At 65.3% G+C, this 12,452-nt stretch carries 13 protein-coding genes; 12 read left to right on the forward strand and 1 reads right to left on the reverse strand.

Annotation, left to right across the window (positions count from 1 at the left end; all coding sequences use genetic code 11):
• The first annotated feature begins 78 nt into the window (after window positions 1-78).
• From OX460_RS24985 to OX460_RS25020, 8 genes are all read left to right on the forward strand, one after another.
• A complete protein-coding gene (locus tag OX460_RS24985) occupies window positions 79-588 on the forward strand; it encodes a sigma-70 family RNA polymerase sigma factor (RefSeq protein WP_289900282.1) in 510 nt (169 codons plus the stop codon).
• Window positions 585-1,577: a FecR domain-containing protein gene (locus tag OX460_RS24990; protein ID WP_289900283.1), complete on the forward strand. Its 993-nt coding sequence runs from the start codon at window positions 585-587 to the stop codon at window positions 1,575-1,577. Before OX460_RS24985 ends, OX460_RS24990 begins: the two co-directional genes overlap by 4 nt.
• Before the next feature lie 226 nt (window positions 1,578-1,803).
• Window positions 1,804-2,085, forward strand: coding sequence for a hypothetical protein (locus OX460_RS24995; protein ID WP_251350264.1), 282 nt, complete (start codon window positions 1,804-1,806; stop codon window positions 2,083-2,085).
• Window positions 2,082-3,785: a PepSY-associated TM helix domain-containing protein gene (locus OX460_RS25000; RefSeq protein WP_289900284.1), complete on the forward strand. Its 1,704-nt coding sequence runs from the start codon at window positions 2,082-2,084 to the stop codon at window positions 3,783-3,785. The genes OX460_RS24995 and OX460_RS25000 overlap by 4 nt, the downstream gene beginning before the upstream one ends.
• On the forward strand, window positions 3,782-4,123 hold the full coding sequence (locus tag OX460_RS25005; protein ID WP_289900285.1) for a DUF3325 domain-containing protein: 342 nt from the start codon (window positions 3,782-3,784) through the stop codon (window positions 4,121-4,123). The genes OX460_RS25000 and OX460_RS25005 overlap by 4 nt, the downstream gene beginning before the upstream one ends.
• Before the next feature lie 103 nt (window positions 4,124-4,226).
• On the forward strand, window positions 4,227-5,414 hold the full coding sequence (locus OX460_RS25010) for an efflux RND transporter periplasmic adaptor subunit (protein ID WP_289900286.1): 1,188 nt from the start codon (window positions 4,227-4,229) through the stop codon (window positions 5,412-5,414).
• Window positions 5,415-5,419: 5 nt separating this feature from the next.
• Window positions 5,420-7,414, forward strand: coding sequence for a MacB family efflux pump subunit (locus OX460_RS25015; protein ID WP_289900287.1), 1,995 nt, complete (start codon window positions 5,420-5,422; stop codon window positions 7,412-7,414).
• A 179-nt stretch (window positions 7,415-7,593) separates the two neighbouring features.
• Entirely contained in the window at window positions 7,594-8,532 is a 939-nt protein-coding gene (locus OX460_RS25020; protein WP_289900344.1) for an ABC transporter substrate-binding protein, read from the forward strand.
• A gap of 62 nt (window positions 8,533-8,594) precedes the next feature.
• Here the strand turns inward: OX460_RS25020 and OX460_RS25025 are convergent, their stop codons facing one another.
• Window positions 8,595-9,134 (reverse strand): hypothetical protein, encoded by a 540-nt coding sequence (locus OX460_RS25025; protein WP_099666515.1) that lies wholly within the window; start codon window positions 9,132-9,134, stop codon window positions 8,595-8,597.
• A gap of 326 nt (window positions 9,135-9,460) precedes the next feature.
• Here OX460_RS25025 and ccsA point away from each other — a divergent pair, with 326 nt between their 5' ends.
• The 4 genes from ccsA (at window position 9,461) to ampD (ending at window position 12,310) form a co-directional block, all read left to right on the forward strand.
• Window positions 9,461-10,264: a cytochrome c biogenesis protein CcsA gene (gene ccsA, locus OX460_RS25030; RefSeq protein ID WP_289900288.1), complete on the forward strand. Its 804-nt coding sequence runs from the start codon at window positions 9,461-9,463 to the stop codon at window positions 10,262-10,264.
• On the forward strand, window positions 10,261-10,521 hold the full coding sequence (locus tag OX460_RS25035; protein WP_077408507.1) for a PP0621 family protein: 261 nt from the start codon (window positions 10,261-10,263) through the stop codon (window positions 10,519-10,521). Before ccsA ends, OX460_RS25035 begins: the two co-directional genes overlap by 4 nt.
• A 120-nt stretch (window positions 10,522-10,641) precedes the next feature.
• The gene (locus tag OX460_RS25040; RefSeq protein ID WP_354669842.1) at window positions 10,642-11,721 is read left to right on the forward strand and encodes a sigma-54 dependent transcriptional regulator; all 1,080 of its coding nucleotides are present in this window, start codon (window positions 10,642-10,644) and stop codon (window positions 11,719-11,721) included.
• Window positions 11,699-12,310 (forward strand): 1,6-anhydro-N-acetylmuramyl-L-alanine amidase AmpD, encoded by a 612-nt coding sequence (gene ampD / locus OX460_RS25045; RefSeq protein ID WP_289900289.1) that lies wholly within the window; start codon window positions 11,699-11,701, stop codon window positions 12,308-12,310. The genes OX460_RS25040 and ampD overlap by 23 nt, the downstream gene beginning before the upstream one ends.
• Window positions 12,311-12,452: the final 142 nt, after the last annotated feature.

Consider the following 12,452-nt stretch of genomic DNA (forward strand, 5'->3'; position numbering starts at 1 on the left):
AGTCAAAAACACGGTTAAAATGAGAATAATTCTTATTTACATTCTCGGGTGCCGCACGCCTGAGCGGAAAGGGATGCCATGTCGGCCGCCGATTTTGCACAGCAACAAGACCTGCACGCGCTCTACAGCAGCCATCATGGCTGGCTGCAGGGCTGGCTGCGGCATAAGCTGGGCAATGCGGGCGAGGCGGCGGACCTGGCGCAAGACACCTTCATCAGCGTGCTGACCAACGGCACGGCGCCGCAGATCCGCGAGGCGCGGCCTTTTCTCGCCACCATCGCGCGGCGTCTGGTGGCGCACCGCTACCGCCGGCAGGTGCTGGAAGACGCCTATCTGGAGGCGCTGGCCTGCCTGCCGCCCGAGGTGGCGCCCGCGCCCGAGGAGCGGCTGCTGGCGCTGGAAGCCTTGCAGGAAATCGACCAGGCCCTCGACGGCTTGCCTGCGCCCGTGCGCACGGCGTTCTTGCTGGCGCAGCTGGAAGGCCTCAGCTATGCCGAGATCGCCGCGCGCCTGAACGTGTCGGCCAGCTCGGTCAAGCAATATCTGACGCGGGCCAACCGCCAGGTGTTTTTCTCGCTGCCGGCATGAGCGCAGCGGCAGACCCCGCAGCTCCGGCGGCCATCCGCGAGGAGGTGCAGCAGCAGGCGGCCGAGTGGCTGACGGTGCTGATGTCGGAGCAGGCCAGCAAGGCGGAACACGCCGCCTGGCAGCGCTGGCGCGGGGTCGACCCGGAACACGAACGGGCCTGGCAGCATATCGAAGCGGTGTCGCAGCGCTTCAACGGTTTGCACCGTGGCGCGGCCGCGCAGGCGCTGGCCGGTACGCAGCAACAAGCCGTCAACGGCAAGCGGCGCCAGTTGCTGGCGTGGCTTGGCGTGGCGGCAGGCGGCGGCATGCTGGCCGCGCAGACGGGCGCCTGGAATGGCGTGCGCGCCCTGCATGCCGACTACCGCACGGCCACGGGCGAGCGGCGCGTGGTGGCGCTGGCTGACGGCAGCGTGCTCAGCCTGAATACGGGATCGGCCGTGAACGTGCGTTTCGACGCCGGCCGCCGCCTGATCGAGTTGCTGGCCGGCGAGGTCCTCGTCACCAGCGGTCATGGCGCCGGCAGCGACGCCCCGCTGGAAGTGGCCACGCGCGAAGGCCGGGTGCGCGCGCTGGGCACGCGCTTTGCCGTGCGCCAGCAGGATGGCTACAGCACCGTGGACGTGTTTGAACGCGCCGTTGAAATCCGTCCCCGCGACGATGTCGGCGCGCCCTTGTTGCTGGCGGCCGGGCGCGGCGTGGCCTTTTCCCGCCATGCGCCGGATGCGCCGCACGCCATCGATGTACATGCGCACGCCTGGTCGCACGGGCAGCTGATCGTCGACGACGTAACCCTGGGCGATTTCCTGGCCGACCTGGCCCGCTACCGCCCCGGCGTGATTCATTGCGCGCCGGAAGTCGCCCAGCTGCGCCTGTCGGGCGTGTTCCCGCTGACCGACACCCAGCGCATCCTGAACATGCTGCCCAACTCGCTGCCCGTGCAGGTGCGCAGCCGCACGCGGTATTGGGTCAGCGTCGAACCGGCGCCATAGCCCTTGCAATAAAAAATAATGTTCAATCGGGCTGCCCGTTTTCGATTCTCGCGGCACCTGTAGTTAAGAGACTCAATATCCAGTACCCATGCAAGGCGCCACGCTGCCAGGTTTCATGCCGCTGCGTGCCGCCGCCACGATCAACCCAAATGGAAGGACGCAGTGTGATGCATCTGATGTACAAGGTCTGCCGCCCGGCACAACAGCCATACCCAGGAGTGCCGCGATGATGAAATCGGCCCACATGATGTTGTTCTCGCGCGTGCTCGCCGCCATCTTTGGCGGCTATGCGCTCACGTCCGGCGTGGCCGTGTTGCTGTCGGCCGTGCTGCCGCTGTCGCGCGCCGAAGCCGTGCTGACGGCGACCCTGAGCGCCTTCGTCGTCTACACTTGCGCCGTGATCTGGGTCTTTGCCGTGCAAGACCTGCGCCGCGCCTGGCTGGGCATGCTGTTGCCGGCCATCGTCTGCGGCGGCATCGGTATGCTGCTGTCGCGAGGTGCCGCATGAACGCCGTCAAGGTCGATAAAGTGGTGAAAACGCCGCAGCAGGGGGGCTTGCGCCAGGCCATGGCCTGGCTGCATACGTGGAGCGGTCTGTGGATTTCCTGGCTGCTGTTTGCCATCTTCCTGACCGGTTCCCTGGCCGTCTTCGACGACCCGATCGGCCACTGGATGACGCCCGAGCACGCTTTGGCCGAGGCGGCGCACGCGAACGATCTGCCGCTGCCGAAGGTCACGGACCGCGCGCACCGCCTGGAGCTGGCGCTCGACTTCATGGGGAAGGAACATCCGAAGGCGGATATGTGGGAAATCTGGCCCGTGCAGCGTCCCGGCCATGGCCTGTCCGCCTATTGGTTCCAGCCCAGCGGCGGCTATGGCTCGGCGGACCTCGATCCGCTGACGGGCGCTGTCATCGAGCCTGCGCGCGAGGCAACGGAACGGGAAACCATCGGCGGCCACCATTTCGTCGATTTCCATTATGAACTGCACGCGGGCCGCATCGGCGTGTGGATCGTCGCCATCACCACCATGATCATGCTGGTGGCGCTGGTGAGCGGCGTCATCACGCATAAGCGCATCTTCAAGGATTTCTTCACCTTCCGCCCGGCCAAGGGTCAGCGCTCGTGGCTCGACGCGCACAACGCGGTGGCCGTGCTGACGCTGCCGTTCCAGTTCATGATCGCCTACACGGGCCTGGCATTCTTCAGCGACGACTATGTGCCGGCCCCCGTGGCGGCGCAATACGGCATGGACAATCCCAAGAAAGCCTTCCTGGCCGACTGGAATGATGCGGGCAAGCCTGCGCGGTCGGGCCAGCCGCTGGCCATTCCCGCGCTGGAATCGTTCGCGCTGCGCGCCGAACAGGCCATCGGCCAGGAAATCCGCGCCGTGGTGCTGGACAATCCGAACGATGCCTCCATGCGCGTGTGCATGTACGGCTGGAATGAGGACACGGAACTGCTCACGCGCCTCAGCGCCAATTCGGGCAGGGCCTGTTATGCGCTGGCCACAGGCGAGCAGGTCGCCGTGCGCCTGCCGGGCAAGTCGGACACGGGCGGCGCTGGCCTGACGCGCTCCGTCATGTCGAACCTGCACATGGTCGGCTTCGGCGGCACGCCCATGCGCTGGCTGTACTTCTTCTGCGGCCTGGCCGGCACGGCCATGATGGGCACGGGCGCCATCCTGTTCATGGTCAAGCGCCGCCAGAAGTCCGGCGGCGAGTTCGGCGCCTACACGCAGCGCGTGTACCGCGTCATCGCATGCCTGAACGTGGCGGCGATCGCCGGCCTGGCGATCGCCTGCGTGGGCTTCCTGTGGGCCAACCGCTTGATCCCCGTCGGCATCGAGCAGCGTGCCGGCTGGGAAGTGCGCGCCTTCTTTGGCGTCTGGTTCCTGATGCTGGTGCACGCTTGCCTGCGCGCGGAAAAACGCGCGTGGATCGAGCAATTGGGCTTGCTGGCGGCCCTGTGCCTGCTGCTGCCCGTATTGAATGTCCTGAGCACGGGCGACAACCTGGCCGCGCAGATTGCGCGCGGCGACTGGGAAAGCGCTGGCGTGGAACTGGGCAGCATGGCCTTCGGCCTGCTGGCCGCCTGGGGCGCGTGGAAAGTCCACAAGCGCAAGGAAAAGTCGGTGAAAAAGGCTGCCGCCAGGGAAAGCGCTGCGCCCTCGGCCAGTCTGCAAGTCAATACGGAGGGACAGTCATGATCAATACCATCCTGTGCGCGCTGGGCCTGTCGTATGCGGGCATGGCCAGCCTGTCCCTGGCGATGGACCGCCACCATGGCCAGGTCTGGGGCAGGGACGCGGCGCCGAACGTGCGGCGCGCGCTGCAGCTGGCTGGCGCGCTGTTGCTGGCGCTGGCCATCTGGCCTTGCGTGGCCGGCTGGAGCGCCACCGTTGGCGTGGTCGCCTGGCTCGGATTCATCGGGGTGGGCGCGCTGCTGGTGGCCCTGCTGCTGCCGTATGCCCCCCGCTTGCTGTTTCGTAGTTCCCTGCTGGCAGCCGTCGCCGCGCTGGCAGGTCTTGTGACGTTCCTGCGGTGATGTTCACCGCCATTTTCAAGGATAGACCGATGTACTTTTCACGCCTGGCGACACCGTTTGACGTTTGTAATTTCGTTTTGACTTCATCCAAGGCGGCTGCCTGATGGCGGCCCGCCTGCCTTCCCGCCGTGCCCGCATCCTGGGCGGCGTGGTCTTGCTGGCGCTGTTCGGCGCCGGCGCACTGTGGGCCACGCGCGGCCCGGCCACCGTATTCGACACGGCGCCCGTCAAGCGCGGCAATATCGAGGCGAGCGTCACGGCCATCGGCACCCTGCAGCCGCAAACCTATGTCGACGTGGGCGCGCAGGTGTCGGGCCAGATCACGCGCCTGCACGTGCAGCCCGGCAGCGCCGTGGAAAAAGGCCAGTTGCTGGCCGAGATCGACCCCAGCGTGCAGCAAGCCACGGTCGATGCGGGCCGCGCCGCCCTGGCGGGCTTGCGTGCGCAGCTGGCCGACCAGCAGGCGCAGCACCGCCTGGCGGGCCAGCAGCACGTGCGCCAGAAGCAGATGGCCAAGTTCGACTCGACGCCGCTGGCCGACCTGGAAACGGCAGAAGCCACGCTGGCCTCGGCCGGCGCCAAGATCGACCACTTGAAGGCGCAGATCGACCAGACCCAGGCCAGCCTGAAGGCGGACGAGGCGCGCCTCGGCTATACGCGCATCTACGCACCCATGGCGGGCAAGGTGGTGGGCCTGGATGCGAAGGAAGGGCAAACCCTGAACGCCACGTACCAGACGCCGAACATCCTGCGCATCGCCGACCTGTCGGCCATGACCGTGTGGACGGAAGTGTCGGAAGCGGACGTGCGCCGCGTGCGCCCGGACATGCCCGTGTATTTCACCACCCTGGGCGGCGACCAGCGGCGCTGGAGCGGCAAGGTGCGGCAAGTGCTGCCGGCGCCGCCGGTGCCAGGCGGTTCTGCCGCCGGCACGGCCCTGGCGCCGTCGACCAGCAAGGTGATTTTATATACGGTGCTGTTCGACGTCGATAACGCGGACGGCGAACTGATGCCGCAGATGACGGCGCAAGTGGTGTTTGTCACGGCCGCGGCGAACAATGTGCTGGCCGTGCCCTTGCCTGCCCTGAAACCGTCGACGGAAGAAGGCGCCAAGCCGGGGCAGTTTACGGCCCGCGTGATGGATGCGGACGGCAAGGTCGATACGCGCACCGTCACCGTGGGCGTGCGCAACCGCCTCAGCGCGGAAGTGCTGCAAGGCTTGCGCGAAGGCGAATTGCTGGTCACGGGCGAGCAGCCGGCCGGCAGCGGCAGCAGCAGGTTCCAGCTGTGAGCGCCATGAGCGAGGCCAGGTCGCTGGGGCAGCCAGCGGAACCTGGCCAGCCGGTTCCCCTGATTGAACTGCGGGGCATCCGCAAGCGCTACGGCGGCCATGACGGCGCGCCGGCCGTGGAAGTGCTGCGCGGCCTGACCTTGTCGATCGGCGCCGGCGAATTCGTCGCCATCGTCGGCGCGTCCGGTTCCGGCAAGTCGACCCTGATGCATTTGCTGGGATGCCTGGACCGGCCCAGTGACGGCACCTACCGCTTCGCCGGCCAGGACGTGGCCAGCCTGAATCCCGATGAACTGGCGTGGCTGCGGCGCGAAGCGTTCGGCTTCGTCTTCCAGGGTTATCACCTGATCGCCACCGAATCGGCGCGCGAAAACGTGGAAGTGCCGGCCCTGTACGCGGGCATGCCGGCAGCCGCCCGCCACGCCCGCTCGGAAGCGCTGCTCAAGCGCCTGGGCCTGGGCGAGCGGCTCGACCACCGGCCAAACCAGTTGTCCGGCGGGCAGCAGCAGCGCGTGTCGATCGCCCGCGCCCTGATGAACGGCGGGCGCATCATCCTCGCCGATGAACCGACGGGGGCGTTAGATAGCAGCAGCGGTGCCGAAGTCATGGCCCTGCTGGGCGAACTGGCCGACGCGGGCCACACCATCATTCTGATTACGCATGACCGCAAGGTGGCGGCCCAGGCGCGCCGGGTGATCGAGATCAGCGATGGCGAAATCGTCGAAGACTCGGGCGCCATCGCCATTCCATCCACGTCGACGGCCCTGCCGCCGCTGGACATGTCGCGCGCCGCCCATGACACGGGTGCGTCGCTGGGCACGGAATTGCTCGATGCGGCGCGCGCCGCCTGGCGCGTGTTGTGGATCAACCGCTTCCGCACGGGCCTGACCCTGCTCGGCATCGTCATCGGCGTCGCTTCCGTGATCGTCATGCTGGCCATCGGCCTGGGCACGCGCCAGCAGGTGATGGCGCAGCTGGGCGCGTTCGGCTCGAATCTGCTGTACATGGCGTCGCGCGGCGAAAGCTCGCGCATCCCCGGGCGCAGCATCACCCTGGCCGACCTCGATGCGCTCAAGGACGTGCCGGGCATCACCCACGTGCTGCCGAATGTCACGGGCAACAAGGTGATCCGCCATGGCAACCTCGATGTGCAGACCTATGTGCGGGGCACGGGGCCGGCCCTGCCGCAGATCCAGACCTGGCCGGTGGCCAAGGGCGGCTTCTTTACCGAGGAGGACGAGCGCGAGATGGCCACCGTGGCTGTGCTGGGCGCGCATCTGGCGGAAAAGCTGATGCCCGACGTGGCCAATCCTGTGGGGCAGAGCATCCTGATCGGCAATGTGCCGTTCCAGGTGATCGGCGTGATGAGCGCGAAGGGCGCGCTGACGGGCGAGAAGGATGAAGACGACGTGCTGCTGCTGCCGTTTTCCACGGCCGGCATCCGCGTCTTCGGCCAGCGCGAGCCGACGTACACCGTCATGGCGGTGGCCGACGTCAAGCGCGTGACGGAGGTGGAGGCGGCGGTCGACGCCACCATGTTCGAGCGCCACCGCATCCGCGACTATGGCATCAGCAACGCGGCCGCGTCGATCGCCGCGGAAGCGAAGACGCAGGACAACATGACCGTGATGCTCAGCCTGATCGCCGCAGTCTCCCTGGTGGTGGGCGGCATCGGCGTCATGAACGTGATGCTGATGACGGTGCGCGAGCGCACGCGCGAAATCGGCATCCGCATGGCGACGGGCGCGCGCCGGCGCGACATCCTGCGCCAGTTCCTCACCGAAGCCGTGCTGGTGTCGGTGGTGGGCGGCGTGGCCGGCATCGTGGTCGGCGTGACGGTGGCCGGCTTGCTGCTGGTATGGGACGTGCCGGTGATCTTTTCGCTCAGCGCCGTCGGCGGCGCCTTTGCCTGCGCCGTGGTGACGGGGCTGGTGTTTGGCTTCATGCCGGCGCGCAAGGCGTCGGGACTCGATCCGGTGGTGGCGCTGGCGGGGCAGTAGTGACAACGCCGGCAGCGTGGCTGCCGGCAAAAAAAATGTTGCCCTGGCTCCAACACACGGTACTATCTCCTCATAATAAAAGCGCCGTGTTTTATGCCCTTGCGGGCACACACCCACCACCACAGGAGAACCCGATGCAGAAAAAATCAACTTTGAAGACCGGTATTGTCGCCGCCCTCATGCTGGCCTTCGGCATGGGCGCTGTCCAGGCGCAGGAAGTCGTGCGCCTGGGCAATTTGAAGTTCGCCCATTACGGCGCCGTGTCGTACATCAAGGAAATCGCGCCCAAGTGCGGCATCAAGGTCGAAGAGCATGTCTTCGCCAAGGGCCTCGACGTGATGCAGGCGATTATCGCGGGCGAGTTGGACGTGGGGGCGACGGCCTCCGAAGCGGCCATTTCCGGCCGTGCCGGCGGCGCACCCATCTATGTGGTGGCAGGCTTTGCGAAGGGCGGCGCGCGCCTGGTGGCGGGCGCCGGGCAAAAGATCGCCAGCGTCAAGGAACTCAAGGGCAAGCGCGTGGGCGTGACGCGCGGCGGCATCCAGGAAGTGCTGCTGCTGGCCGAGCTGTCGCAGGCGGGCCTGACGTATTCCGAAACCAAGGGCAAGGATGTGCAACTGGTGTTCCTGGCTTACGCCGACTTGAACCAGGCGCTGATGGGCAAGAATATCGACGCCATGATGCAGTCGGAGCCGCAATCGTCGCAGGCGATCAACAAGGGTTTCGGCACCGAAGTCATCAAGCCGTACGACACGCCGATCGGCGAACCCGTGCGCACCATGGTGATGACGGAAAAGTTTTACAAGGAACGCCGTCCCGTGGCGGAAAAATTCATGCGCTGCTTCGTCGAAGCCACCAAGGCCTTTATCGACAACAAGGCGACGGCGGAAAAGTATGTGCGCGAAGTGGTGTTCCGCGGCCAGATCACGAAGGACGACTTCGACGACGCGATCAGCAATTCGCCGTATTCGTATGACATCTCGCCCGAGCATATCCAGGTGACCACCGATGTGATGGTGAAAACGGGCGTGGGCCGCATGAGCAAGCCGCCCGTGGCCAGGGACTGGGTCAAGACGGACTTGCTGGAGCAGGCGAAAAAGAGCCTGAATGTGAAGTAAATCAGGAAACCATGAAAAAACCTCCGCGCCAGTGCTGGTGCGGAGCTTGTGGCGGGTTGCCTTTAGCGGGCGTTAAAGCCCATCCAGCCTTTCTCCGTCTGGCGGAAGCTCAGCGTGTAGATGCGGGTCAGCTCGTCGCCTTTCTTGAGCTGGCGGCTGATGATGGCGCCGTAATTGTCTTGCACGATCTGGTCCGACCACTGCATCAGGTTCTCGAAACGTTCGGCCGTCATCGCCGCCTGGCGCGCCAGCAGCGGCGCGGGAATCGCCTTCTTTTCCTGCTGCTGCGCCCAGAATTCGCGGAAAACCTTGTTTTCACCGCCCATGCCGCGCGCCATCAGGCCCAGGCCCATGGTCATGCCCACGGAGCCATCCGTCTTCGCCTCTGTTTCGAGCCTGTCGGCCACGTCGGCCAGCAATTCCAGGTAGCCCACCTTGGCGCGCAGCACGGCCGAGCCCTTGATTTCGTACTGTTCGTTCTCTTTCCAGCCATTGAGCTTTTCCAGCTTCGCGATGTCGAAGTACTGTTTGTACAGATCATAGCTTTGGATGGACGTACGGAAGTATTCCTCGTACGTGGATTGGGAAGGTGCATCTTTCATGCAGCCGCCTAATATAGTACAGGCGGCCAGCAAGAGACAGGTCCAGGACAATTTTAGAAAAGACATGGCGGGGGGCGGTGGCGTCAGGGTGGATAAATATTGCTTTGTGGACATAATTATAGGACTGGCTAATCAGGGTGGCAACATACCCGCAGCGCGGCGACAGTGTGCCGCAGGAAAGATTGCCGAAATCTTGAGGGTGCGCCACCCCGTCATGCCTCAGGCGCGATATCATGGCAGGCTTGCGGCATTGGATGACGGCGTCGTGCCTGTCACCCAGCCTGTCGCCTGAATCGCGCTTGTCGGCTATGGTGTAAACTTAAACTATGCAGATCTATTTCTTTTTCATCGCCGCCCTGTTGTATGCGGTGTGCGCGGTGCTTCCCTCGTCCCGTGCCCGGCTTATTGCCGGCCTGACCGGCGTCGCCTGGCTGGCGCACGCCGCCACCCTGTGGTTCGACCTGATGGCGCCGGGCACATTGCGCTTCGGTTTTTCCGCCATGCTGTCGGCCGCGCTGTGGGTCTCGGTAGGCGCTTACTGGTTAGAGAACCGCAATTTCAGTCTGGACGGCTTGCGCCGCATGGTCATGCCCAGCGCCGTCATCGCCATCGGCCTGGCCTGGGCCTTTCCCGGCAGCCAGGTCAGCATGGAAGGCAAGTCGGCCGTCTTCGGCTGGCATATTGCCGTGGCCGTGCTCGCCTATAGCACCCTGACGATTGCCGCCTTTCACGCCGTGCTGATGGCGCTGCAGGAATCGCGTTTGCACACGCGCAGCGAAAGCCGCGGCTTCATCGGCACGGCGCTGGACCAGCTGCCAGCCCTGCTGACGATGGAAAAGTTGCTGTTCCGCATGATCGGCCTGGGGTTTATTTTGCTCAGCCTGACCGTGCTGTCGGGCATCGTGTTCTCCGAGCAATTATTTGGCAAGGCGCTCAACTGGGATCACAAATCCGTGTTTACCATGCTGTCGTGGCTGCTGTTTGCCTCGCTGCTGGCAGGCCGCCGCTTCCGCGGCTGGCGCGGCAAGACGGCCCTGAGTTTTACCCTGGCCGGTTTCGCCACCTTGCTGCTGGCCTATGTCGGCAGCCGTTTTGTACTGGAAGTGGTTTTACACCGAGGATTCGCATGACACGTGTTTTATTCTGGCTGGCGCTGGTGTTCCTGGTGCTGTTCGCTATCCGCAGCAAGATCCGTGGCATGCAGCAGCGGGCCCGCGCGCAACAGCAGCAGCGGCCGAATCCGTTTACGCCGCCGGTGCGGCCGCAGGAATTGCCGGATGCCGAGCTGATGCTGTGCTGCGCCCATTGCGGCGTGTACTACCCGGCCTCGGAAAACGTGCAGGCCAAGGGCCACGACTACTGCAGCCACGCGCACGCCACGCTGTAAGGGGCGGTCCGCAGGCGCGCGTGCGTTGCTCATCCGTATCGTAACGTCCTCCGGCATCCGTCCGGCGTAGCATCTGCAGCAGGCGGTTCGTCGCCGCCATTGCAGAAAGGCGCGCTCACCATGTCCCGTCCCAGCCCCCGTTCCAGCCCGCCGACCGCCGCCGGCATGCCGCCGGCGCCGCAACTGAGCGGCAACTCGCTGCCCATGCAGGCGCTGCGCGCGCAGATCGGCCGCATCGCCCGCTGCGGCGCGCCGGTGGCCATCCGCGGCGAATCGGGCACGGGCAAGGAGCTGGCAGCGCGCGCCATCCATGCGCAGGGCGCGCGCGCCAGTTTTCCGTTTATCGCCGTCAACTGCGGCGCCATTCCCGAAGCGCTGATGGAAGCGGAATTCTTCGGCTGCCGCCCGGGCGCCTATACGGGCGCGCTGCACGAGCGCCAGGGCCTGTTCCAGGCGGCCCACGGCGGCAGCTTGCTGCTCGACGAAGTCGACGATCTGCCGCTGTCCATGCAGGTGAAACTGTTGCGCGTGTTGCAAGAGCACCGCGTGCGCAAGCTGGGCGGCAGTACTGACGAAGCCGTCGACGTGCGCATCCTGTGCGCCAGCCAGCATGGCCTGACGCGCGGCGTGGCCGCCGGGACGTTTCGCCAGGACCTGTTTTACCGCCTGAATGTCATCGAGCTGGCGCTGCCGCCGCTGCGCGAACGGCGCGGCGATCTGCAGGTATTATGTGAGGTGATCCTCGCGCGCCTGTCGCCGCACCGGGTCGTGAGCCTGGCGCCGCCGGTGCTGGCGGCCCTGGCCGCATATGCGTTTCCCGGCAATGTGCGCGAACTGGAAAACGTGCTGGAACGGGCGCTGGCCTTTGCCGACGGCGGCGTGATCGCGCTCGACGGGCTGGCCTTGCCCTTCGCGGCGGGCAACGTGCCCTTGCGGGCGGCGCCGGCCATGCCGGCTGTGTCCGAGCGGCAACAGTGTCTGCCCGGCATGGCGGCGTATGGCGTGGCCAAGGTCTTGCCGCTGGACGTGTATTTGCGCCAGGCCGAGCGCGACATGATCATGCTGGCGCTGGTGCAGGCGCGCTACCACCGCGCACGGGCGGCGCGCCAGCTGGGCCTGAGCGTGCGCCAGTTGCGTTACCGCATGCAGAAATTGACGATACAGGAAGCCCTACTTGATGAGCGCATGGACGATAGATGAAGACGGCTGGTGCGACGGCGCGCTGCGCTATGACTCGCCGTACTGCGATGCGCGCCCGGACGGTGCGCAAGTCGATTTGCTGGTGATCCATAACATCAGCTTGCCGGGTGGCCGCTTTGGCGGGCCGCATGTGTCGGACTTGTTTACGGGCCGGGTAGATTATAATGCCGATCCTTCTTTCGCCGACCTGCGTGGCTTGCAGGTGTCGGCGCACTTTTTTGTGCGGCGCGATGGTGCGCTGTTGCAATATGTTTCTGCTGATCAACGTGCCTGGCATGCGGGCGCGTCCGCCTTCGAAGGACGCCCGCAGTGCAATGGCTATTCCATCGGTATCGAAATGGAAGGTGCGGACGATGTGCCGTTCCAGCTGCGGCAATATCATGTGCTGGCGGCGCTGACGGCGGCGCTGGTGGCGCGCTACGGGCTGTCCCAGGTGCGCGGCCACGAGCATATCGCGCCGGGCAGGAAGACGGATCCGGGGCCGTTTTTTGACTGGCATTTTTATCAAGAATGCTGGCTGGAAACCCTGAACGGACAAGCTGCGTTAGCGCTTACTTCGCGGGGATTGGGCTTCCCAGCCATGCCCTGAAAAGTCAACCGAAATCGTATATGAAAATACAAAAAATTACGCCGACGGATGCCGGAAAACTATTGCATCGCCCTTCGATGGGTACTACAATTAGTGCAGAAGTTGGATGTAAAGACTATATGTAGTGCCATCACAGACGTTT

Source organism: Janthinobacterium sp. SUN033 (assembly GCF_030397595.1).
Lineage (GTDB): Bacteria > Pseudomonadota > Gammaproteobacteria > Burkholderiales > Burkholderiaceae_D > Janthinobacterium > Janthinobacterium kumbetense.

Coding starts and splice junctions, on each gene's coding strand:
- OX460_RS24985 (WP_289900282.1), top strand. CDS start 79: ATGTCGGCCGCCGATTTTGCACAGCAACAAGACCTGCACGCGCTCTAC.
- OX460_RS24990 (WP_289900283.1), top strand. CDS start 585: ATGAGCGCAGCGGCAGACCCCGCAGCTCCGGCGGCCATCCGCGAGGAG.
- OX460_RS25010 (WP_289900286.1), top strand. CDS start 4,227: ATGGCGGCCCGCCTGCCTTCCCGCCGTGCCCGCATCCTGGGCGGCGTG.
- OX460_RS25015 (WP_289900287.1), top strand. CDS start 5,420: ATGAGCGAGGCCAGGTCGCTGGGGCAGCCAGCGGAACCTGGCCAGCCG.
- OX460_RS25025 (WP_099666515.1), bottom strand. CDS start 9,134: ATGAAAGATGCACCTTCCCAATCCACGTACGAGGAATACTTCCGTACG.
- OX460_RS25020 (WP_289900344.1), top strand. CDS start 7,594: ATGCTGGCCTTCGGCATGGGCGCTGTCCAGGCGCAGGAAGTCGTGCGC.
- OX460_RS25000 (WP_289900284.1), top strand. CDS start 2,082: ATGAACGCCGTCAAGGTCGATAAAGTGGTGAAAACGCCGCAGCAGGGG.
- OX460_RS25035 (WP_077408507.1), top strand. CDS start 10,261: ATGACACGTGTTTTATTCTGGCTGGCGCTGGTGTTCCTGGTGCTGTTC.
- ccsA (WP_289900288.1), top strand. CDS start 9,461: ATGCAGATCTATTTCTTTTTCATCGCCGCCCTGTTGTATGCGGTGTGC.
- OX460_RS25040 (WP_354669842.1), top strand. CDS start 10,642: ATGTCCCGTCCCAGCCCCCGTTCCAGCCCGCCGACCGCCGCCGGCATG.
- OX460_RS24995 (WP_251350264.1), top strand. CDS start 1,804: ATGATGAAATCGGCCCACATGATGTTGTTCTCGCGCGTGCTCGCCGCC.
- ampD (WP_289900289.1), top strand. CDS start 11,699: ATGAGCGCATGGACGATAGATGAAGACGGCTGGTGCGACGGCGCGCTG.
- OX460_RS25005 (WP_289900285.1), top strand. CDS start 3,782: ATGATCAATACCATCCTGTGCGCGCTGGGCCTGTCGTATGCGGGCATG.